Annotated in this window: 19 protein-coding genes; 6 read left to right on the top strand and 13 right to left on the bottom strand. The window is 55.7% G+C overall.

Annotation, left to right across the window (positions count from 1 at the left end):
• The first annotated feature begins 19 nt into the window (after window positions 1–19).
• Window positions 20–643: an XRE family transcriptional regulator gene (locus tag MWU60_RS02915; protein ID WP_247225545.1), complete on the top strand. Its 624-nt coding sequence runs from the start codon at window positions 20–22 to the stop codon at window positions 641–643.
• Here the strand turns inward: MWU60_RS02915 and MWU60_RS02910 are convergent.
• The gene (locus tag MWU60_RS02910) at window positions 640–1,296 is read right to left on the bottom strand and encodes an MIP/aquaporin family protein (protein ID WP_247225544.1); all 657 of its coding nucleotides are present in this window, start codon (window positions 1,294–1,296) and stop codon (window positions 640–642) included. The genes MWU60_RS02915 and MWU60_RS02910 overlap by 4 nt on opposite strands.
• Window positions 1,297–1,374: 78 nt before the next feature.
• Entirely contained in the window at window positions 1,375–3,189 is a 1,815-nt protein-coding gene (locus MWU60_RS02905; protein WP_247225543.1) for an extracellular solute-binding protein, read from the bottom strand.
• A gap of 270 nt (window positions 3,190–3,459) precedes the next feature.
• On the opposite strand from MWU60_RS02905, the gene MWU60_RS02900 reads away from it, so the two are divergent.
• Both MWU60_RS02900 and MWU60_RS02895 read left to right on the top strand, forming a co-directional pair.
• Window positions 3,460–4,233, top strand: coding sequence for a 3-hydroxybutyrate dehydrogenase (locus MWU60_RS02900; protein ID WP_247225542.1), 774 nt, complete (start codon window positions 3,460–3,462; stop codon window positions 4,231–4,233).
• Window positions 4,230–5,261 (top strand): patatin-like phospholipase family protein, encoded by a 1,032-nt coding sequence (locus MWU60_RS02895; protein WP_247225541.1) that lies wholly within the window; start codon window positions 4,230–4,232, stop codon window positions 5,259–5,261. The genes MWU60_RS02900 and MWU60_RS02895 overlap by 4 nt, the downstream gene beginning before the upstream one ends.
• Here MWU60_RS02895 and MWU60_RS02890 read toward each other — a convergent pair.
• From MWU60_RS02890 to MWU60_RS02870, 5 genes are all read right to left on the bottom strand, one after another.
• Window positions 5,254–5,856: a LysE/ArgO family amino acid transporter gene (locus MWU60_RS02890; protein ID WP_247225540.1), complete on the bottom strand. Its 603-nt coding sequence runs from the start codon at window positions 5,854–5,856 to the stop codon at window positions 5,254–5,256. The genes MWU60_RS02895 and MWU60_RS02890 overlap by 8 nt on opposite strands.
• A 3-nt stretch (window positions 5,857–5,859) precedes the next feature.
• Window positions 5,860–6,588, bottom strand: a complete 729-nt coding sequence (locus MWU60_RS02885; RefSeq protein WP_247225539.1) for a DUF502 domain-containing protein — start codon at window positions 6,586–6,588, stop codon at window positions 5,860–5,862.
• A gap of 81 nt (window positions 6,589–6,669) precedes the next feature.
• Window positions 6,670–7,575 (bottom strand): pseudouridine-5'-phosphate glycosidase, encoded by a 906-nt coding sequence (locus tag MWU60_RS02880; RefSeq protein ID WP_247225538.1) that lies wholly within the window; start codon window positions 7,573–7,575, stop codon window positions 6,670–6,672.
• Complete coding sequence (locus MWU60_RS02875) at window positions 7,572–8,465, bottom strand: PfkB family carbohydrate kinase (protein WP_247225537.1); 894 nt, start codon at window positions 8,463–8,465, stop codon at window positions 7,572–7,574. The genes MWU60_RS02880 and MWU60_RS02875 overlap by 4 nt, the downstream gene beginning before the upstream one ends.
• 38 nt (window positions 8,466–8,503) lie before the next feature.
• Window positions 8,504–9,304, bottom strand: a complete 801-nt coding sequence (locus MWU60_RS02870; protein ID WP_247225536.1) for a DUF4198 domain-containing protein — start codon at window positions 9,302–9,304, stop codon at window positions 8,504–8,506.
• Between the two features lie 43 nt (window positions 9,305–9,347).
• Here MWU60_RS02870 and MWU60_RS02865 point away from each other — a divergent pair, with 43 nt between their 5' ends.
• Window positions 9,348–10,679: a HupE/UreJ family protein gene (locus MWU60_RS02865; RefSeq protein WP_247225535.1), complete on the top strand. Its 1,332-nt coding sequence runs from the start codon at window positions 9,348–9,350 to the stop codon at window positions 10,677–10,679.
• Between the two features lie 31 nt (window positions 10,680–10,710).
• Here the strand turns inward: MWU60_RS02865 and MWU60_RS02860 are convergent, their stop codons facing one another.
• Window positions 10,711–12,105 carry a hypothetical protein gene (locus MWU60_RS02860; protein WP_247225534.1) on the bottom strand — a complete coding sequence of 465 codons (1,395 nt, stop codon included), beginning with the start codon at window positions 12,103–12,105 and terminating at the stop codon, window positions 10,711–10,713.
• Between the two features lie 263 nt (window positions 12,106–12,368).
• On the opposite strand from MWU60_RS02860, the gene rpsB reads away from it, so the two are divergent.
• Window positions 12,369–13,160, top strand: coding sequence for a 30S ribosomal protein S2 (gene rpsB, locus MWU60_RS02855; protein ID WP_247225533.1), 792 nt, complete (start codon window positions 12,369–12,371; stop codon window positions 13,158–13,160).
• A gap of 74 nt (window positions 13,161–13,234) precedes the next feature.
• Window positions 13,235–14,107: a translation elongation factor Ts gene (tsf, locus tag MWU60_RS02850; RefSeq protein WP_247225532.1), complete on the top strand. Its 873-nt coding sequence runs from the start codon at window positions 13,235–13,237 to the stop codon at window positions 14,105–14,107.
• 529 nt (window positions 14,108–14,636) lie between these two features.
• On the opposite strand, the gene MWU60_RS02845 is transcribed toward tsf, so the two are convergent.
• The 5 genes from MWU60_RS02845 to MWU60_RS02825 form a co-directional block, all read right to left on the bottom strand.
• Window positions 14,637–15,401: a LuxR family transcriptional regulator gene (locus MWU60_RS02845; RefSeq protein ID WP_247225531.1), complete on the bottom strand. Its 765-nt coding sequence runs from the start codon at window positions 15,399–15,401 to the stop codon at window positions 14,637–14,639.
• Window positions 15,398–15,844: a type II 3-dehydroquinate dehydratase gene (aroQ, locus tag MWU60_RS02840; RefSeq protein ID WP_247225530.1), complete on the bottom strand. Its 447-nt coding sequence runs from the start codon at window positions 15,842–15,844 to the stop codon at window positions 15,398–15,400. Before aroQ ends, MWU60_RS02845 begins: the two co-directional genes overlap by 4 nt.
• An 85-nt stretch (window positions 15,845–15,929) precedes the next feature.
• On the bottom strand, window positions 15,930–16,886 hold the full coding sequence (locus MWU60_RS02835; protein ID WP_247225529.1) for a hypothetical protein: 957 nt from the start codon (window positions 16,884–16,886) through the stop codon (window positions 15,930–15,932).
• On the bottom strand, window positions 16,879–17,883 hold the full coding sequence (locus MWU60_RS02830; protein ID WP_247225528.1) for a glycosyltransferase family 2 protein: 1,005 nt from the start codon (window positions 17,881–17,883) through the stop codon (window positions 16,879–16,881). The genes MWU60_RS02835 and MWU60_RS02830 overlap by 8 nt, the downstream gene beginning before the upstream one ends.
• A complete protein-coding gene (locus MWU60_RS02825) occupies window positions 17,876–18,808 on the bottom strand; it encodes a hypothetical protein (protein ID WP_247225527.1) in 933 nt (310 codons plus the stop codon). Before MWU60_RS02825 ends, MWU60_RS02830 begins: the two co-directional genes overlap by 8 nt.
• Window positions 18,809–18,922 lie beyond the last annotated feature (114 nt).

Genomic DNA, 18,922 nt, shown 5'->3' with positions numbered 1-18,922 from the left:
GGCTGACTATGAACGGGACATGGCTGAAACCAACCCCGATAACCTGATCCGCATTGCCCGCGAAAGTGGCGAAAGCAGCGTCGCGCAACCGCTTGACCTTGGTGCACGCGTGCGCGAGTTGCGCAAAGCACGCGAATGGACGCTGGAACAGGCGGCACAACAGGCGGGCCTTGCGCGGTCTACCTTGTCCAAGATCGAAAACGGGCAGATGTCGCCAACCTATGATGCGCTCAAAAAGCTTGCGGTCGGGCTGGAGATTTCTGTTCCGCAGCTTTTCACGCCGCCTTCCAAAGGCCAGGTGAATGGGCGCATGGCCGTCACCCGCAACGGCGAAGAGGCCGCGAAGGTCACAACGACCTATGAACATGCGCTCTTGGCCGAAACGCTGACAACCAAGAAGATGCTGCCCTACCGCACCCGCGTTCGCGCCCGCAACATTGAAGATTTTGACGGCTGGGTGCGCCATGACGGTGAGGAATTTCTTTATGTACTGACCGGTCAAATCCGGCTGTATACGGAATTCTACGAACCGGTTGAACTCAAACGCGGCGACAGCGCCTATTATGATGCCGCGATGGGGCATAACGTGGTGTCGATCAGTGCTGAGGATGCCACCATCCTCTGGGTGACATCTCTTAGCTAGTCCTTGGAAAAGAGCCGCGGCAGCACCAGCGCGGCCACACCGACCCCGACAATCTGCATTCCAATGAACATCGGGATATGGGCCGGGTTAATACCGGCAAAGGTATCACTGAACCCGCGTGCGATGGTCACCGCCGGATTGGCAAAACTGGTGGATGATGTGAACCAATAGGCACCGGTGATGTAGAGTGCCACCAAAGTCGGCACCGCATCCGGGCGGCTTTTAAGGCCACCAAAAATCACAAAGAGCAAACCAAAGGTTGCCAGCACCTCGGAGAACCATTGCGCCACCCCTGCGCGATCCGTGGTAGAAGCTTGCAAGATGCTGAGGTCAAACATCACATGCGCAGCCCAAACCCCAAGGATGCCACCGATGATCTGCACGATGACGTAGGGAATGGCATCTGCAACGTTGATTTCCCCGCGTAGTAAGAAAGCCAGTGTGACCGCAGGGTTGAAATGCGCCCCTGAAACGGGGCCCAGCGTCATAATGATCACATAAAGAATGCAGCCCGTGGCGATAGCGTTCGCAAGCAGCGCAATCGCCACGTTCCCATCAGCCAATGCGGCCCCCATGATCCCTGATCCAACAACGCCGACTAAAAGAAAAGCCGTGCCCAAGCCTTCGGCAAGTAGTTTTTGGGATTGTGTCATGGTCTTGGGCCTTTGGTGGTTCGGGCACGCCTAGACCCGTTGTGTAACGGGTCTATGACAAAGCGAAGCCTGACGGGATTACTCTTCGTACCACCAGACATCCGGTTGCCAACCCGGCCAGTCACCAAAGATCGGGATATACTCTGGGTGCTTGAGTTCCTTGGCTTGCGCAATTCTGCTGATATTCCACTGGTAAATCGGAATGACATAGCGGCCAGCGGTTAGTACGCGGTCCAGTGCTTTGACAGCGGCGACAAAGTCATCCTGGCTTTCCGACGTCAGCAACCGGCCGATCATCGCGTCCGCAGCTGCTGACTGCACACCCATCAGATTGCGGCCCCCAACCTCATTGGCGTTCTCAGAGCCGTAGTAATTATACTGCTCATTGCCCGGCGACAGGGACAGTCCGCGCCGATAATAAACCATGTCGAAATCAAAGGCGTCTGTACGTTCCTTAAACTGTGCGCTGTCGGCGACTGTCATGACGGCGGTGATGCCGATGCGCGCAAGGGATTCCGTATAAAGATCAATGATCGACTGCATCTCGGTGGCGCCTTGATCAAGCAGAATCTCAAGCGCGAAATCATTGCCATCAGCGTCACGCATTGCACCATCCTGAATGGTCCAGCCCGCAGCCTCGAACATCTCGAAGGCGGCAGCGCTACCCGCGCGGTTGCGTTCTGATCCGTCGCTGACGGGCAGGGCGTAGCCTTCAATGGTGCCTGGGATCAGATCATCCGCGAAAGGGGCCAGGAATTCGGCCACACGACCGGTTGCGGGACCATTGTCCATGCCCAAGGGGGAATTTGACCAATAAGAGGTGATGCGTGGTTGGGCCGATCCAGTCATCGTTTCGTTGATGAATTCAAAGTTGAAAGCATGGATCAGCGCATCGCGCACGCGCCAATCGGCCAAATGATCGCGGCGCGTATTCATCGCAAAACCGGTCATGCCGGAAGGGCGCTGATGGGCGATTTCCTCTTTCACGATATCACCGCTTTGCACGGCAGGAAAATCATAGCGGGTATCCCAGCGCACGACGTTGAATTCACGCGTTGCATTCACCTCACCGATTTTGAACGCCTCAAAGGCGGCGGTTTCGTCGCCGAAAAACTCCAGCCTCACTTCATCAAGGTTCGCCGTCCCAACCCGGAACGGCACGTCTGCGCCCCAATAGTCAGGATTGCGGCGCAGCGATACAAAGCGGCCCGGCTCAAAATCGTCGATGATGTAGGGGGCCGAGGTGATCGGCACGATTTCTGTCGTGCTTTCAGCGAAGTCCACACCGTCCCACTGGGCCTTTTTGAGGATCGGGCGGAGGCCGGCAAGCAAGGCAAGCTCGCGGTCTTCGACATTGAAGGTGAAGCGCACGGTGCGGTCGCCGACTTGTTCAAGGCTTTCGACCTTTGACCAGTACCCAAGGTACCGCGGATGGCCAACGGTGCCCAAAGTCTCGTACGACCACATCACGTCCTCGATGGTGACGGGGCTGCCATCAGAGAATGCAGCACCTTCACGCAAGGTGAATTCCACCCATTCACGGTTTGGGCCTGTCTCGACCGATTCGGCCAGAACACCGTAAAGCGAGAACGGTTCGTCCAATGAACGGCCCATAAAGCTTTCGCCAAGGAAAAATCTTAGCTGCCACGGAACCGATCCTTTGCGGATGAACGGGTTGAGGCTGTCAAAGCTACCGACCTCTGCCGTCACGATCTGACCGCCCTTGGGCGCATCAGGGTTCGCATAGGGGAGGGACACAAAATCAGGTGGTAAGGCAGGTTCACCATACATAGCTATGCCATGTTGGGGTTCAGCCGCAGCAATCTGTCCGGCAACCCCCAATATCAGGGCGGTGGACGCGATACGCGTTATTTTGCCGAATAGACCAGTCATTTTCAGGTGCCTCCTGCTGCTTCGTTCTTTGTTATGCGGGGATCGTAATCAGGGTTATCAACCTTTTCAAACTTTTAGCTTGGAGGCGCGCGAGGGATTGCTTATAAGTATGGCACTGCTCGATAGGTTTCTTGCCTGTATGAAACCTGCCTCAATAACTTTACGCCCGCCTTGTGCGGGCGTTTTTTTATGGGCGATTGTGCCCGTCGTCTGGCATTCGCAGTTGCAGCATATAAGGTGAGTCGCAACGCAGAGAATCGGAGCAAAGATATGTCACTCGCAGGAAAAACAGCCGTCATCACCGGATCAAACTCAGGGATTGGCCTAGGGGTTGCCCGCGAACTGGCGAAAGCTGGGGCAAATGTGGTGCTGAATTCGTTCACCGACACCGAAGAGGATCACGCGCTTGCCGCTGAAATCGCCGATGTGACAGGAGTTGAGGCCAAATATGTGTCTGCCGATATGTCCAAAGGTGACGACTGTCGTCGCCTGATCGTGGCCGCCGGTGGATGTGATATCTTGGTAAACAACGCAGGCATCCAGCACGTCGCCCCGGTGCAGGAATTTCCTGCGAGCAAATGGGACGCGATTATCGCGATCAACCTTAGCTCTGCTTTTCATACAACCGCTGCAGCCATTACCGGAATGCGTGAAAAAGGCTACGGCCGCATCATCAATATCGCATCCGCTCACGGGCTGACCGCGTCACCTTACAAATCCGCCTATGTCGCGGCAAAACATGGCATCGTTGGTCTAACAAAAACCATCGGTCTGGAAACAGCCCAAGAGCCGATCACCTGCAATGCCGTCTGCCCCGGGTATGTGCTGACCCCACTGGTCGAGGCGCAGATCCCCGACACGATGAAAGAATACAATATGTCCCGTGAAGACGTCATCAAGAACGTCATGCTGGAACGTCAGCCGTCAAAGGAATTCGCGACCGTAGAGCAACTTGGCGGAACGGTTGCGTTTTTGGCGTCTGATGCCGCAGCACAGATCACCGGCACAACCATCAGCGTCGATGGCGGCTGGACCGCGCTATGAAAAAAATCAACCTCGCATTGCAGGGGGGTGGGGCGCATGGCGCATTTACCTGGGGTGCGCTTTGCCGCTTGCTGCATGAGGACGATATCGAGATTGCGGCGATCTCTGGCACCTCTGCTGGTGCACTGAACGCTGCCGCGCTCAAATCCGGGTGGGTGGCAAACGGCCGCGAAGGGGCGATTGCGAACCTTGAATGGTTATGGAAAGAAGTTGGGGCTGTGACAGATCCGATGTTCGCACCATGGATCGGAGCAGCCTCACCAACGGCTGAACTGTGGGCCAAGGCGCTGAAGTACTCGCCTGCATACACCGCCTTTGACATGACCACGCGTATGTTTTCGCCCTATGTCTATGGCCCAGCGATGCAAAACCCATTGGCCAAAATCGTTGCCAAGTTCCACTATGACGCAGTTTGCGCGACCGACGGGCCGGAACTGCATATCTGTGCCACGAACGTGCGATCTGGCAAAATCCGGGTCTTTACCGGTGATGAGATCATGCCAGAGGTCATCATGGCCTCGGCCTGTTTGCCCAGCCTGTTTCAAGCGGTGGAGTTTGAAGACCCGAAAACTGGCAATGTAGAGGCGTTTTGGGATGGCGGATATACAGGCAATCCCGCACTTTATCCATTGTTTGCCAATGACTTGCCGGACGATCTTCTTATTGTGAATATCAATCCATTGTACCGTGAAGAGCTGCCCATTGACACCCAGTCTATTGAGAACCGGGTGAATGAAATCAGCTTTAACAGCTCGCTGTTGCGCGAGCTACGCGCCATTGATTTTGTTAAACGCCTGTTGGCCGATGGATCCATCAAGCCCGGCACGATGAAAAACGTGCTTGTCCATATGATCGCGGATGACGCTTTGATGAATGATCTGAATGTCGCGACCAAGACGATCCCGACACCAGTTATCCTGGCCCGGCTGAAAGAAGCAGGCGAGGCAGCGGCGGACACGTTCCTGAAGGATCATAAGAAGGACCTTGGCAAACGTAGCTCGGTCAATCTGACCGAGATGTTTAACTAAGTAACTTGGCGGCCAAGCCCCACATCAGAACCCCGATCAACACGTCCAAGACGCGCCATGCTTGCGCAGATTGCATGACGGGGGCCAACAAGCGCGCGCCATAGCCGAGGCTGAAAAAAAACAGGAATGATGGCAGGATCGCACCAAGTGCGAAGGCTATCTTTTGCGACGGTTCGGGGAATTCTGTCGAAATCGCCCCAAGCAACACAAGCGTATCAAGATACACATGCGGGTTAAGCCAAGTGAACGCCGCGCATGTCATAATGGCCGCCCATAGCCCAACTGATTTTCCCGCGATTTCTACTTCATATTTGTTGATCCATGCCGCGTAGAACCGCATCACACCATACACAAACAAGAACGCCGCACCGCCCCATGTCATGATCACGGGCAGCGACGGGAAAAGCCCGACGATCACGCCAAAGCCTGCGACACCGGCCGTAATCAGAATAGCGTCTGAGACCGCACAGAATAAGCACAGCCAAAAGACATGCGATCGCGCCAGCCCTTGCCGCAAGATGAATGTGTTTTGGGGACCGATCGCCAAAATAAACGCAGCAGAGGTCGAAAAACCAGTCAGTGCAGGAATAAGCATGGATTATGCAGTCGGGTTTTCGACCTCAACGGCGTCTTTGCCGTTGGGATAAACAAGACCGGCAGAAATCACGAGTTTGGCTGCATCCTCAACCGTCATATCCAAGGGTTTCACGTCGCGTTGTGGCAGGAACAACAAGAAACCCGATGTCGGGTTTGGGGTTGTCGGCAGAAAGACGGTCACAAAGGGTTCGCCATCGCTCAGCTTGGCGTCAATCTCGCCTTTGGCATTGATCGAGATAAAGGCAATCGCCCAAATCCCCTTGCGCGGATATTCCACAAGGCATGCCTTATCAAATGACGTCTCACGCTGAGAAAACACCGTCTCGGCGATTTGCTTGGCGGCGTTATAGATCGAGCGCACGACCGGTGTCCGGTCGACCAGCCGTTCACCAATACCCAGAAAAGACCGCCCAATCAGGCCCTTACCAATCCAACCAACGAGCATCGTGAAGACAAGGAATATCACGACGCCGACGCCGCGCACGTTCACTTCGATCAGGTTGTCCGCCTCGCGCCCCAAAAGGCCATTCAGCAATGCTGCTGGTTGATAGGCGTCAGGAATAAACGGCCAGACCCAGCTATCGACCCAACCTACAACCGTCCAGATCAGCCAAATCGTCAGCCCGATAGGGGCGACGATAATCAGACCTGCCAGAAAATTACCACGCATCCGCGCGATGATACCGGGCTTGCTGCGCCGTTTTGTGTCGTCGGCCTGTGGATCAAGCATCACAATCTTCTCAAAATCACGTTAATGCACATCTATGTGCTGGTTTGCACGACAGCAAGCAGCCTTGGGTCCGTTGTGCCCCTATTTCACCATCGCGATGGCTATTTGGGCAGCCAGGCGCGCATTGTTGCGCACAAGGGCTATGTTTGCCGTCAAAGAGCGCCCATCGGTCAGTTCAAAAATGCGCCCCAGCAGAAACGGGGTAACCGCCTTGGCGCTGACGCCCTGCGCGTCGGCTTCAGTCAACGCTTGGGTAATAATGGGCGCGAGCACATCCGCCGGAATTTCCGCCGCATGAGGGATTGGGTTTGCGACCAGCTGCCCGCCCTTCAATCCCATCGCGGTGCGGGTCTGCTGAGCTTTCGCGATATCTTCGGGCGTATCCATCCGGAGCGGGGCCACCATATCCGATGTCGCAGACCAAAACGCCGGTAAAGCGTCCTGCCCATAGGCAATCACCGGCACGCCCAGCGTTTCAAGCACCTCAAAGGTCTTTGGCAGATCCAGAATGGCTTTCGCTCCGGCCCCCACGACCGTGACTGGCGTTTGTGCCAGTTCCTGCAAATCGGCAGAAATATCAAAGCTGTCTTGCGCTCCGCGATGCACACCACCAATCCCGCCGGTGGCGAAGACATTGATGCCGGCCAAATGCGCCGCGATCATTGTGGCTGCAACAGTGGTGGCACCGGTTCCGCCGGTCGCGATGCAGGCGGCAATATCAGCGCGCGAAAGCTTTGCCACGTTTTGCGCCTGACCCAAAGCGTCGAGTTCATCGCCCTCTAGCCCCACATGCAATGCACCATCCAGCACGGCAATGGTCGCCGGAACAGCCCCTGCATCACGTACATCCGTTTCAACCAACCTTGCGGTTTCAACGTTTTGCGGGAAAGGCATCCCATGCGTAATGATCGTGCTTTCCAGGGCGACGACGGCCTCGCCTGCGGCGCGCGCCGCACTGACGTCGGCGCTATAGGTGATGGGGATCATAAAGGGGTTTCTCCGGACACATAGGTTGCAGCGGCGTTCAGGGCGCGGGCCAATGCCGCGTCGCGGTCCATGCCTTGTGCCTCTGATGCGATATGGGCGGCCATGAAGGTATCACCGGCCCCGGTGACGCGTGTCACCATGACGGCAGGCGGGGTTTGTGTGATGATGTCGCCTGCGGTGCCTTCAGACGCAGATTTCCCGCCATCTGTGACAAGCACGCGGTATGCACCGCGCGCGATCAATGCGGCGGTGGCAGAAGCTGAGTCGTGAAACGTCGTCTGACACAACAGGCCTGCCTCTTCGAGGTTCACATAAAGGGTCGCAGATGGATGGCCCAACAGTACCAACAGCCGCTCTGCCTTACCGGGAGAGGCGGGGGCCACCCGCAAATCAGCGGCGGCAAAAAGCGGCGAGGTCGCGATGGTCTGTAACAACTCTTCGGTCAGATTGCCGTCCAACGCGACAGGTCCTGCAAAGGGGGCAGCCTCTGACCCCAAAGTCCCATTGGCAAGCGCACGCAAAATCTTCTCTCCTGCGGCCTCAAGCGAATGGGCATCGGCAATCGCGGCCACCAGCCCGTTGGCACCTTCGATAGCCATATAGACATCGGTGGGCAAATCATCGGACCGATAGACATAATCACAGATCATACCCATCCGCATCGCTTCACCAATCAGTTCGTCACCTTCGGCGTCACGGCCGATGGTGGTCAGCAGAGCAGGGGTCATGCCAAAGCGGCGCAGCGTCATCGCGATGTTCATGGCAACACCGCCCGGCAGGCGGGTGATCCGTCCCGGCACATCCGATCCGACCCGCATATGGCTGGCCGCACGCCCGATCACGTCCCACAGGACGGAACCAATGCACAGGATATCAGGGGTCTTTGTCATACCCGCGTTCTGACCGAGCAGCGGCGCGAGAGCAAGAGTTACTCGGGCACCGCGAAGGTCAGATTGGCCCAAAGCGTTTCCCACACCGCTCCGGTGCGTTCAGCCAAAGCCGCACTAGGTTCGCGCAGGACAACGGCGTCGGCCATGTAACGGTAACCGGGCCGGACAGGAAAGGTGGCGATGCCGTCGCTGTTTGTGCGGTGCAATGAGATGGCAACCAGGCCATTGGGTGCCTTTTCAAACACCTCTACCTGTGTATCTGCGCGCACATCATTGCGGTAATAGACCTGCACGCTGAAACCGCCTGATACATCATCTGTGTAGGGGTTTGTTAAAGCCACAATCTCGGTCTCCAACCCGACGCGGCGGTCAGCACCGGCGCTGTTGCCGACACCAAAAAGTGTCTTGGCGTGGCGAGAATACACCTCTTTGAAACCGTTCACCGACAGGCCGCGGCCTTCATGCAGGCTGAGGACGTCACCAAAATCCTTGTGATCAATAAAATTCTGGAATTTCTCCCAATTCTCATAATCGACGGTCGCATTGTTCGCCTGATAGGCGGCAATGTTCAGCCCTTCGGCAACGGGGTTTTGCTGCAAGGCAGGTGTATCACCGGGGCGGCCTTCAACCCGCGCGGATGCATCCCCTGCAAACAGCACAAAGTTCACAAAGCGCTGCGGCAGATAAGCCAGTTTCGCGCCCGCAAATTCCTGCCCATTGACAATGTTGGCCTCCAAGGTAGTTTCCGCTGGAACCTGATATTCAAGTGGCTCAATCCAGAATTCATGCGCCGCAACCGGTGCAGCAAACAAACTGAAAACGAGGGCGAAAATGCGCATGGGGATTTCCTTTTTGACTGCCACAAGGGTGGCTTTTCTGCGGATGTTGTCAAGCGCACTGCTGGTTTGGTTCACGACACTGTCACCGGCGCAAGCGCATGAGGTGATCCCGTCGATTGGCGACATGCGCGTGGTTGACGGACAGGTGACGTTTGAAATTCGCGCTAACGTTGAAAGCTTCATTGCAGGCATTGACCTGACCGAGACGTCCGACACCAATGAAAGCGCGCAGGCAGCCACCTATGATGAATTGCGGGCGCTGGCGCCTGACGTGCTTGCCGCCCGGTTTGAGGCGTTCTGGCCCCAGATGGCGCAAGGCATTACACTGACGGCCGATGGGGCTCCCTTGGTGCCAACGCTGACCCGCATTGATGTTGATCCTGTCGGCGATGTCGAGGTTGTGCGCGCTTCTGTTTTGGCATTCTCGGCACCGCTTCCCTCTGGTGCAGAGACCGTTCAGATGGGGTGGGCATCAGAATTCGGTGTTCTTGTCTTGCGGCAGATGGATGTGCCGGCACCCTACGATGGCTACCTTGAGGCGGGTGCGCTATCCGATCCGATCCCGCTGGCGGGCGGTGGTCAGGCGACCGGATGGGAAACCTTTGTGGACTATATCCCTGTCGGTTTTGACCACATTGTGCCTAAAGGGCTGGATCACATCCTGTTTGTGCTGGGCTTGTTCTTTCTGGCGGCGCGGTTGCGTCCGCTGATCTTGCAGGTTTCGCTTTTCACGGTCGCACATACGATCACCTTGGCGCTGGCGGCTTTGGGCTACACCGCATTCATGGACGACTTCACCCAAGGCACATTTGGGATCGCCTTCATCGACATCGTGGAACCGCTGATCGCCTTGTCCATCGCCTATGTCGCGATTGAAAACATCTTTATGAAAGGGATCAGCCCCTGGCGGCCTTTCGTGATTTTCATCTTCGGCCTGTTACACGGGTTGGGTTTTGCGTCAGTACTGGCCGAGTTTGGCCTGCCGGACGAAACCTTTGTGGCCGCACTCATCGGCTTTAACGTGGGCGTTGAGGTGGGGCAGTTGGCCGTTATCGCGGTTATGTTCCTATGCGTCTGGCAGGTCTTGCGTATCGACCGTGGCGCGAACGAAGTGGGGCAGGGGTTTGCCCTTTACAGCGTTCTGCTTATTGCCGCACTTGCCCTGATCGCGCTTAATCCAGCGGCTCTTGTGGCGGCCTTGGAAAACCCCGTTTGGCTGTTTGCGGGCCCCTTGGCTGGCGTGTTTGTCCTGTCCATCGCCGCAATCCAGTTTCGTGATCAACAAGATGCGTACCGCCGCCTTGTGGCGGTCCCATCTTCATGCGCAATCGCGGTGGTGGGCCTTTATTGGTTTATAGAACGATCATTCCTTTAGGGTCCTGACCCTAAGGTCATATGCCGCGCATCTAATTGACGATGACACCTGCCGCATCAATGCCGTCCGCAATCTGGGAATCCGTGACAGTCAGAAGACCAGTGCCACTGTCGTCCTGAACAACCTCTAGGCCGGTATCATCACCGTCATCGTTCTGAGAGGTGCGGGTTCGCGTGACAGTGACCACGACGTTGCCACTGTTTTCTTCTTCAAAAACAAAACCTTTTCCGCCATTTGTAACCGCGCTTGCCATATCAACCATACCAAAGATACTGCCTGTGCCAGCTTCGGACATCTTATAGCCATCGTCGATATTGTCGAAAGCTTCGGTTTTGACAAAGGTTGCGTTGATATCACCGGGGCCGTCTTCATCCCAGTCGACGCCTTCGTCACGATTGCCTGAAATTATGACATTCAACATAGATGTCACGATAGACCCTGCACCCGCTTCATCCAGATCAATACCATCATCCAGATCAATCCCAAAGGCGTATTCTGCGACGAACCCACTGCGATAAAGAACGACTTCGCGCTCGATGCACCGGTTGTCAGGGGCATTGGTAACAGGACCGGGAATGGCATCCTGAGCCATTTCATCATTCTTAAACTCATCTTCGACCTTCGCAGGCAAGAACCTGCCAAAGACAGCTGGATCGCAATAGTTCCCGTTGTCGATAAAGCTGGCATTGCTGATCAATGCGCTAACGTCGCCATGATCACCTTCGTCAAGTTCGACACCATCCGCGCCAGCGCTTTTGAAATCAGACCCTGTTGCGCGAAACATGATGCTGCCCGCGCCACGCTCATCCGCACGAAACCCATCTGCATCAAAACGGCCATGCCCTACATTTTCGATCACAACATTGGTGAGCGTGATATCCAACCCAGCGGCTGACCCATTGCCGCAATCATCGGCAATAGAACAGTCAGACAAGTGAACTCCGTGCCCTGCAACGTCGGACACCCTCACATTGGTCAAAGCCAAGGTGACATCGCCGGTCCTGTCGGTCGGCACGGCGATGGCGATCCCCTTACCGGCGGGGCCATCAAGATCGCCCCGGTTTTCAACGCTAAACCCACCGGGACCACGAAACGCGAGGTTGGTCACAACAAGATCGGCACCATTGGGCACAGACAGCAACGTGACGTTTAGGTCTGTGTGGATCAGGTTGCTATTGCCCGCGATATCAAGCGGTTGCGTGCCACTGTATGTCAGGCTTGATGCAATCGCGATATCACCTTCGACAGCCACCAAGATACGGGCAGACGTGTTTGCTGCGCTTGCTGCGTCCAATGCGGCGCGCAAGCTACCTGCGCCACTGTCCGCATTTGTCGTCACAATGTAGGTTTGTGCGTCTTGTCCAAATGCCTGTACGGCCATCATTGACAATCCAAGCGCGGTTCCCAGAAAAAACCGTGAATGCATAACCAAGTTCCTCATTACCAACACAGGTGTACTGATCGTTACATAGTTAACGTCACGGAATAGTAGCGGTTTATACAATGGCAAAGCCAGACAATGATAAAAAGAAACCTCCTAGGCTTGCGCGACGCATCAACCCCCGCTAAGAGGCGGCTACTAAATCCCGCAGGCGGGGGCGGGTCCAATGGGGAGACATCCCAAAGGATCCACCGGTTGGCAAGACGCTGATCCCCCGCTGAGGCTTGAAACCGGAAAAGGAAAACGACATGGCTCTACCCGAGTTCTCCATGCGTCAGCTGCTTGAAGCAGGCGTACACTTTGGCCACCAGACAGCGCGCTGGAACCCAAAGATGGATCAATACATTTACGGCTCGCGCAACGGCATCCACATCATGGATCTGACACAGACTGTTCCAATGTTGGATCAGGCGCTGCAGGTTGTGCGTGACACAGTCGCTAAAGGCGGCCGCGTGCTGTTCGTCGGCACCAAGCGTCAGGCAGCCAAGCCGATCATGGAAGCCGCAGAGAAATCCGCGCAGTTCTACATGAACCACCGCTGGTTGGGTGGCACGCTGACAAACTGGCAAACAGTTTCGCAGTCCATCAACCGTTTGAAGGCGATCGACGAAGCCTCCGCAAACGGTTTTGCTGGTCTGACCAAGAAAGAGCGTCTGGGCATGGAACGTGAGCAAGGCAAACTGCAAGCATCTTTGGGCGGCATCCGCGAAATGGGCGGTGTGCCTGATCTGCTGTTCGTCATCGACTGCAACAAAGAAGACCTGGCCATCGCAGAAGCCAACAAGCTGGGCATCCCGGTTGTGGCGATTGTCGATACCAACTGTTCACCTGCAGGCGTTGACTATGTCATCCCCGGCAACGACGACGCCGCACGCGCCATTGCGCTGTACACTGACTTGGCTGCACGCGCCGCACTTGACGGTATGACAGCACAGATGGGTGCCGCTGGTATCGACATGGGCGAGATGGAAGAACTGGTCGAAGACGTTGTTGCTGAAGAAGCACCAGCAGAGGCACCAGCCGAAGCCACCGCTGAGTAAGCGTCACAAGAATGCAGGGTAGGGGACACGCGCCCCGCCCGACACCCCAATTATACCTCCAAAGGAGAAGTAACATGGCAATCACCGCTGCAATGGTGAAAGAGCTGCGCGACAGCACAGGCGCAGGCATGATGGACGCCAAAAAGGCGCTGACAGAAAACGACGGCAACATGGAAGCTGCGGTTGACTGGCTGCGCACCAAGGGTCTGGCGAAAGCTGCAAAGAAATCCGGTCGTACAGCCGCAGAAGGCCTTGTTGCCGTTGCTGTGTCTGGTGGCAAAGGGATCGCTGTTGAAGTGAACTCTGAAACTGACTTTGTCGGCAAGAACGCTGATTTCCAAAAGATGGTTTCCGGCATCGCACAGGTCGCTTTGGGCACGTCCAACATTGATGAATTGAAAGCTACTGACATGGGCGGCAAAACTGTCGAACAGACAGTGACAGACGCGGTTGCCGTGATCGGCGAAAACATGTCCGTGCGCCGCATGGCAGCGCTTGAGGGCGGCAGTGTCGTCAACTACGTGCACAATGCAGCGGCACCCGGCATGGGCAGCATCGGCGTTCTGGTCGCAATGAACGGCGATAACGAAGCATTTGGCCGTCAGGCCGCGATGCACATCGCGGCTGCCAACCCTGCGTCTTTGTCCGAAGCTGATCTTGATGCGGCTGTGGTCGAGAAAGAAAAGCAGGTACAGATGGATATCGCCCGCGAAAGCGGCAAGCCAGAAGCCGTGATCGAGAAGATGATCGTTGGCCGTATGAAAAAATACATGGCTGAAGTCACATTGCTGAACCAACAGTTCGTCGTGAACCCTGACGTGACAGTCGCCCAGGCGGCAACCGAAGCGGGTGTGGAAATCACCGGTTTTGTTCGCCTTGAAGTCGGCGAAGGCATCGAGAAAGTCGAAGAAGACTTTGCAGCAGAGGTGGCTAAGCTGAACGGCTAAATCGCTTGCAAATGCACGTTAAACAGCCCGTCGGCGCGCCCGGCGGGCTGTTTCGTTTTTCGCATTGATCTGGACGGCGCAATCGAGAGCCGCGAGGCAATTTTTGACAACGGTGTAACGCGTTACGAACTTTTCGAATTTATCGAAGTCGCATAACGCCGCAAAACGGCCCGCGTTGCGCGCGCGGGCCGTTTCGCCTTTCTGGGGAGAAAAGCGCGGCACCGCATATGGAAGACAGGCGGTGCCGCAACGATTTATGTGCCGGTCCAATTTCGGGACGAGGATCCGACACTGATCGTTAGCGCTGACGTGAACGGGCAAACCCGCCACGTCAGCATCCGGTTACCCGGAAAAGATCACAGAGCCTTGAAATATCAAGGTTTATGACCCCACGTTCCCAGGCCTAAGGCCACCACTCACGGAACTTCTATAGAGTGACATTTTACCGGATGGTCAGAAAGTCAGGGAAACCTGACCCTTTGCGCATTTTAGTGATTTTTGCCCTTGCGTCAGACGCAATAAGATTTCGCTAGACGACTTCGGTGTCGACGACGAACATCTGATTGTAGAACGCCGCTTTCAGCACGGCCTGCGCGGTTGTTTCCACATCCAAAGCCTCGCGTGCGAGGCGTAGGTGCTTTTCAACCGTTGCCGACGTCAGCCCCAACAGCAATGCGATATCCTGCGTTGTCTTGCCATCGCCAACCCATTGTAGCACTTCGCGCTGCCGCTTGGTCAGGCTTCGCTCACCCGAATAGGGCAGGGTGAGTAGCTTAAGGTGCATGACGTTGTTCATCACGATGATTTCCTCACCATGCTTGGCCCAAGTCTGTTCCACCGCATCCTGCGACAGACCTGCTTTGGCGGTCAGCGCAATGGCACCTTTGGTCCGTTCCGAAATCGAGCGGAAACTGACCGTATAGCCCGCTGTCACATCCATGGATTTGTTGAATTCCATGACCCGCCGCTCGCTTGCGGTCAGGTTTTCAATCCGGTTCATATCCATCATCCAGCGCCAGCTACAAGCACCGTTGTTGGCCAGTGCCCATTGCAGCATCGGGGCGTGGTAATAAAGGCCTTCGTCAAAGAAAACCTTCATATATTCAGGGCTTTGCGTCGATAGAAGCACCCAATCCTGCGGATCACCCAACCCGCTTGATGTGCGATACCGTGTAAACCCATACATCAACCGATCAAACCCATAGGTCGCCATCTGACGGGTATGTACATCCCACAGCTCTTCGACCGTGCGTGCGTTCGTTAGTTTATCAAGTTGTATCACAAGGGCCGTCATTGGGCCTCTCCGATATACGACAGGATTGCGTCCATCGCGAGGGGATAGCCCGCAGCACCAAACCCGCAGATTTGACCCACGGCAACCGGGGCGATGTAGGATGTCTGGCGAAACGCCTCGCGGGCGTGAATGTTGGACAAATGCAACTCGATCACCGGGACCGTGATGCTGGAAATCGCATCCATCAGCGCCACAGATGTATGTGTATATGCACCCGCATTCAGTACGATACCGGCATGCACGCCGCGTGCAGCATGCAGCATATCAACAAGCGCGCCCTCGTGGTTGCTCTGCGCAAAAACGACATCAATCCCGAGAGCTTGCGCCTTAGCGTTGCACATCGCCTCAATATCAGCGAGCGTCGTCGGTCCGTAAACCTCGGGCTGGCGGGTGCCCAGCAGGTTCAGGTTTGGCCCGTTAAGGATGAGGATGGAGCAGCTCATAGGTTGTCTCTAACAGTTTTTACTATTTGGTCAAAATAGTTTCCGTACCTTGATTGTGCTCATATTTGAACGGAACACCGGTACTCTACCGTTTCATAACAGAAGGATCCAACAGTGTGACAGCGCTATTTGTGCGCAGTCTTGCAATATCTTTTATATAGAGCCGGTCAAGATGCGCGCGTTCCCATGGGTGCCACGGGTCAAAACGGCCGTTTTCCTTATTGCGGGGAAACCGGTTTTGCACTTTCTGGCGTGCCGCAACCATATCCGGCAGCCCATCAACCAGAGCCATCAGCTCAAGCTGTTCCATCGCGCGCCCCGAGGCAGACTCGCGCTGGCTATCGCCTTGGGGTGCTTTGAACGTCTGCACATCCACGCTGTCACCGACCAGCTTTTGCAGCAACATCGGGGCCATATCCTTGTGCTTGATGAAATCTTCAAACTGCCAGACAAAAATACGCGCATCAGGAAACCGCTTAATGATGACACTGATCGCGCCGTTCCAGCCCGGCATATGGTTAAAGACCCGCGTGCACATCATGCGGGATGTGGTCACATGCGAACTGTCTTCCTGCAGAGACCGGAAATACTCAACATAAGCGCCCGCGAAGAAATCCGCATAGCTGCGCACCGCAAGATAGACTTCGCGGACGGGGTAGGGAATGTTGCGGGCAAATGACGCGACAAAAGGATCGCGGTAGCGGTAAAGCTGCCCTGTCTTCACACAGTTGCCGCAGTGCCCCGCGAGGTTTTCGTCAGACAAGACAAGGCGTTGCGGCGGGTCTGACGTCACAGGTTCAAAGAAATCGGATGCAATTTGGCGCAATTGCGCGTCTTCAACCACAGTGCGGCGTCTGATCCCGATCGCCTGATAGGCGTTTTGCTGGCATGGCACCGTGTACTGTTTGCGCATGTGACGATGGGGCACGTAATGGACGCCTGATTTGGCCAGCTTTCCCTTGTTGCGCTGGAGCGATTTTTGCAGAAACGTCGAAGCCGTTTTGTGAAAACCACCATGCAGGACTGTGTAGGGTTCAGTCATGTTGCTTTTGATCTCGCCATGATGCGCCGGGATCAATCGCCAAAATCGCATCACGAAAGGCAGGCCATCCTTCGCGCGCCTTCAGTTCCTTGATCTTTGCAACATGCCAATCGCAGGCTTGCACATGCAGATCGGCCAGAACCGGATCAGCGATCAGGTCGTCGTAGACACGCTTGGCCGCTGGCAAACGGGGTAAGATCGTTTCATCATATTCAAAATTCGTGTTCATCGCGCGCCAATACTCCAACCCCTGATCGGTGTTGATATGGTTGGTCCGGCCCCGGTCCCGTTTGACCAGAAAACTATCAACGGAACGCACCGCATAGTGGTGGAGCCGGGCGTATTGGTGTGAAAAATCCTTATGCGCCGACCACCGCGATTTGCGGTAAACCGGCGGCATGGGCTGACCACCACCATCGACCCAGCGCAGGTCTTCAGCATCCTCGGCAACCAGCGGGCGGTGAATGCGGATGCGCACGAATTTCTCGTTGTTGCGTACAAGGGTCTTGATCCCCGACGATTGCACACTTGGGAACATGTTTTCCGGCGCAGCCCATCGAAATTGCTCTGTCACGAAACCGGGTTCATACCCGTCGTTTTGACCGTGACCGAATAGTTTCCAACAAAAGGATACGGCATCCACATCGCCGACTTTATCCATCAGGTCGCTAAGGTGGCCGTCACCGGCGCGGATCATCAGGAACTCATCGACATCCGCCGACATGAGCCAATCAGACGCCTGTGTTTCCGCATGCCATTGCGACCGCCTTAGCGCTTTGCGCTGGGGGCTTTGACCGGGTTTGAGGACATTGGGCACATGCGTTGCAACGCCCAACTCCTCAAGTCGCATGATGATCTTGTCGGTGCCATCGTCGCAGTCGTTGGTGAAAACGGTAAAGCCGGTGAATCCGATAGACCGGTGATAGGCGATCCATTCCAGAATGAACGGCCCTTCATTCTTCATTGTCGTGACAATTGTATAGGTGGGATCAGCCATCGTTTACCTGTTCTTCCGCCAGACGTTCACGCTTGAGGCGGCGAAAGTTCAGGCGGGTGCGTTTCGCCATAGACAGGCGCTCTTGATCCAGAAAATAGCCCTCTAAAGCCCCGGCATACCAGCGCAATTCACGCCTGCGGCGATAGAGCTTGTAGAATTCGGCCTCTGTCAGCGTGTCGAGCACACCGGCAGTCATAATAGGCTTCAGGGCCTCGATCTTCCGCAGGAAAACCGCGGATTTGTGGTTGGAGTACCAGCATTTGTACCCCGTCACATTGGGCCCTGCGATCCGTTCAAAATGCTTCCGGTCCGGTTCAAAATATGGATCATAGAACACGCTGACACGGGCCGCCGTTGCCAAGGTGTCTTTCGCATCGCTGAAAGGCAGCGACCAATCCTGACGGCGGCCGATCCAATACCGCTCTTCCCAAGGAACAAGGTCGGGATCAAGCGTGGACTGCGGGTTGAACGCCAGCACATGCGCGCCGGGGGCCAGTACGGAAAATGCAAGAGCCGCAAAAGCACCCATGGATGACCCGCTTAGGACAACACGGTCAAACTGCGCAAAGAACCCTTCATCCCGCAGTTTTTCCATACGGGCGATCAAGTCTGCATCCCGGTACCACAGCTTGCCGTGCGCCATGACACCCAAATGCGAAACCGCCAACTCTTGCGCAAACTTATAGGCCCAGGGCCCGCGTTCCGCACTGCGGTCATTGACGTTTGAAAGATTGTCGAAAGACACAAACAGAATGGGGCGCACGCGGCGCACAAACATCATCGAATGGCGCGATGTCTTTTCAAAAAAGCCTTCACCATCGCCGCCGGGGGCAAGTTCAGGAAACCACAATGGCTGCGTGATCTGCGCTAGCACACCGCCTGTGTCGGCGTCCGGCGTTTCTGGCCCGTCGTCTTCAGTGGTCATGCGGTGAATACGTCCCGTAAGCCGTTGTCATCAACAGCAATCCTGCATGCTGTGTGGCACTGCTGTCCTACACATTTCAAGGCCCAAAAATTGCTGTCGTCATGCTAGGATAGA

Source organism: Yoonia sp. F2084L (genome assembly GCF_023015625.1).
Taxonomy (GTDB): domain Bacteria; phylum Pseudomonadota; class Alphaproteobacteria; order Rhodobacterales; family Rhodobacteraceae; genus Yoonia.
This window is presented reverse-complemented; position numbering and strand designations above follow the sequence as displayed.

What these genes read in the sequence shown, in the direction of transcription:
- MWU60_RS02845 (WP_247225531.1), bottom strand. Translation starts at nt 15,401, where the DNA reads ATGACGGCCCTTGTGATACAACTTGATAAACTAACGAACGCACGCACG.
- MWU60_RS02880 (WP_247225538.1), bottom strand. Translation starts at nt 7,575, where the DNA reads ATGATCCCCATCACCTATAGCGCCGACGTCAGTGCGGCGCGCGCCGCA.
- MWU60_RS02830 (WP_247225528.1), bottom strand. Translation starts at nt 17,883, where the DNA reads ATGGCTGATCCCACCTATACAATTGTCACGACAATGAAGAATGAAGGG.
- MWU60_RS02860 (WP_247225534.1), bottom strand. Translation starts at nt 12,105, where the DNA reads ATGCATTCACGGTTTTTTCTGGGAACCGCGCTTGGATTGTCAATGATG.
- MWU60_RS02895 (WP_247225541.1), top strand. Translation starts at nt 4,230, where the DNA reads ATGAAAAAAATCAACCTCGCATTGCAGGGGGGTGGGGCGCATGGCGCA.
- MWU60_RS02875 (WP_247225537.1), bottom strand. Translation starts at nt 8,465, where the DNA reads ATGACAAAGACCCCTGATATCCTGTGCATTGGTTCCGTCCTGTGGGAC.
- MWU60_RS02900 (WP_247225542.1), top strand. Translation starts at nt 3,460, where the DNA reads ATGTCACTCGCAGGAAAAACAGCCGTCATCACCGGATCAAACTCAGGG.
- MWU60_RS02890 (WP_247225540.1), bottom strand. Translation starts at nt 5,856, where the DNA reads ATGCTTATTCCTGCACTGACTGGTTTTTCGACCTCTGCTGCGTTTATT.
- MWU60_RS02825 (WP_247225527.1), bottom strand. Translation starts at nt 18,808, where the DNA reads ATGACCACTGAAGACGACGGGCCAGAAACGCCGGACGCCGACACAGGC.
- MWU60_RS02910 (WP_247225544.1), bottom strand. Translation starts at nt 1,296, where the DNA reads ATGACACAATCCCAAAAACTACTTGCCGAAGGCTTGGGCACGGCTTTT.
- MWU60_RS02905 (WP_247225543.1), bottom strand. Translation starts at nt 3,189, where the DNA reads ATGACTGGTCTATTCGGCAAAATAACGCGTATCGCGTCCACCGCCCTG.
- tsf (WP_247225532.1), top strand. Translation starts at nt 13,235, where the DNA reads ATGGCAATCACCGCTGCAATGGTGAAAGAGCTGCGCGACAGCACAGGC.
- aroQ (WP_247225530.1), bottom strand. Translation starts at nt 15,844, where the DNA reads ATGAGCTGCTCCATCCTCATCCTTAACGGGCCAAACCTGAACCTGCTG.
- MWU60_RS02865 (WP_247225535.1), top strand. Translation starts at nt 9,348, where the DNA reads ATGTTGTCAAGCGCACTGCTGGTTTGGTTCACGACACTGTCACCGGCG.
- MWU60_RS02885 (WP_247225539.1), bottom strand. Translation starts at nt 6,588, where the DNA reads ATGCTTGATCCACAGGCCGACGACACAAAACGGCGCAGCAAGCCCGGT.
- MWU60_RS02870 (WP_247225536.1), bottom strand. Translation starts at nt 9,304, where the DNA reads ATGCGCATTTTCGCCCTCGTTTTCAGTTTGTTTGCTGCACCGGTTGCG.
- rpsB (WP_247225533.1), top strand. Translation starts at nt 12,369, where the DNA reads ATGGCTCTACCCGAGTTCTCCATGCGTCAGCTGCTTGAAGCAGGCGTA.
- MWU60_RS02915 (WP_247225545.1), top strand. Translation starts at nt 20, where the DNA reads ATGGCTGAAACCAACCCCGATAACCTGATCCGCATTGCCCGCGAAAGT.
- MWU60_RS02835 (WP_247225529.1), bottom strand. Translation starts at nt 16,886, where the DNA reads ATGACTGAACCCTACACAGTCCTGCATGGTGGTTTTCACAAAACGGCT.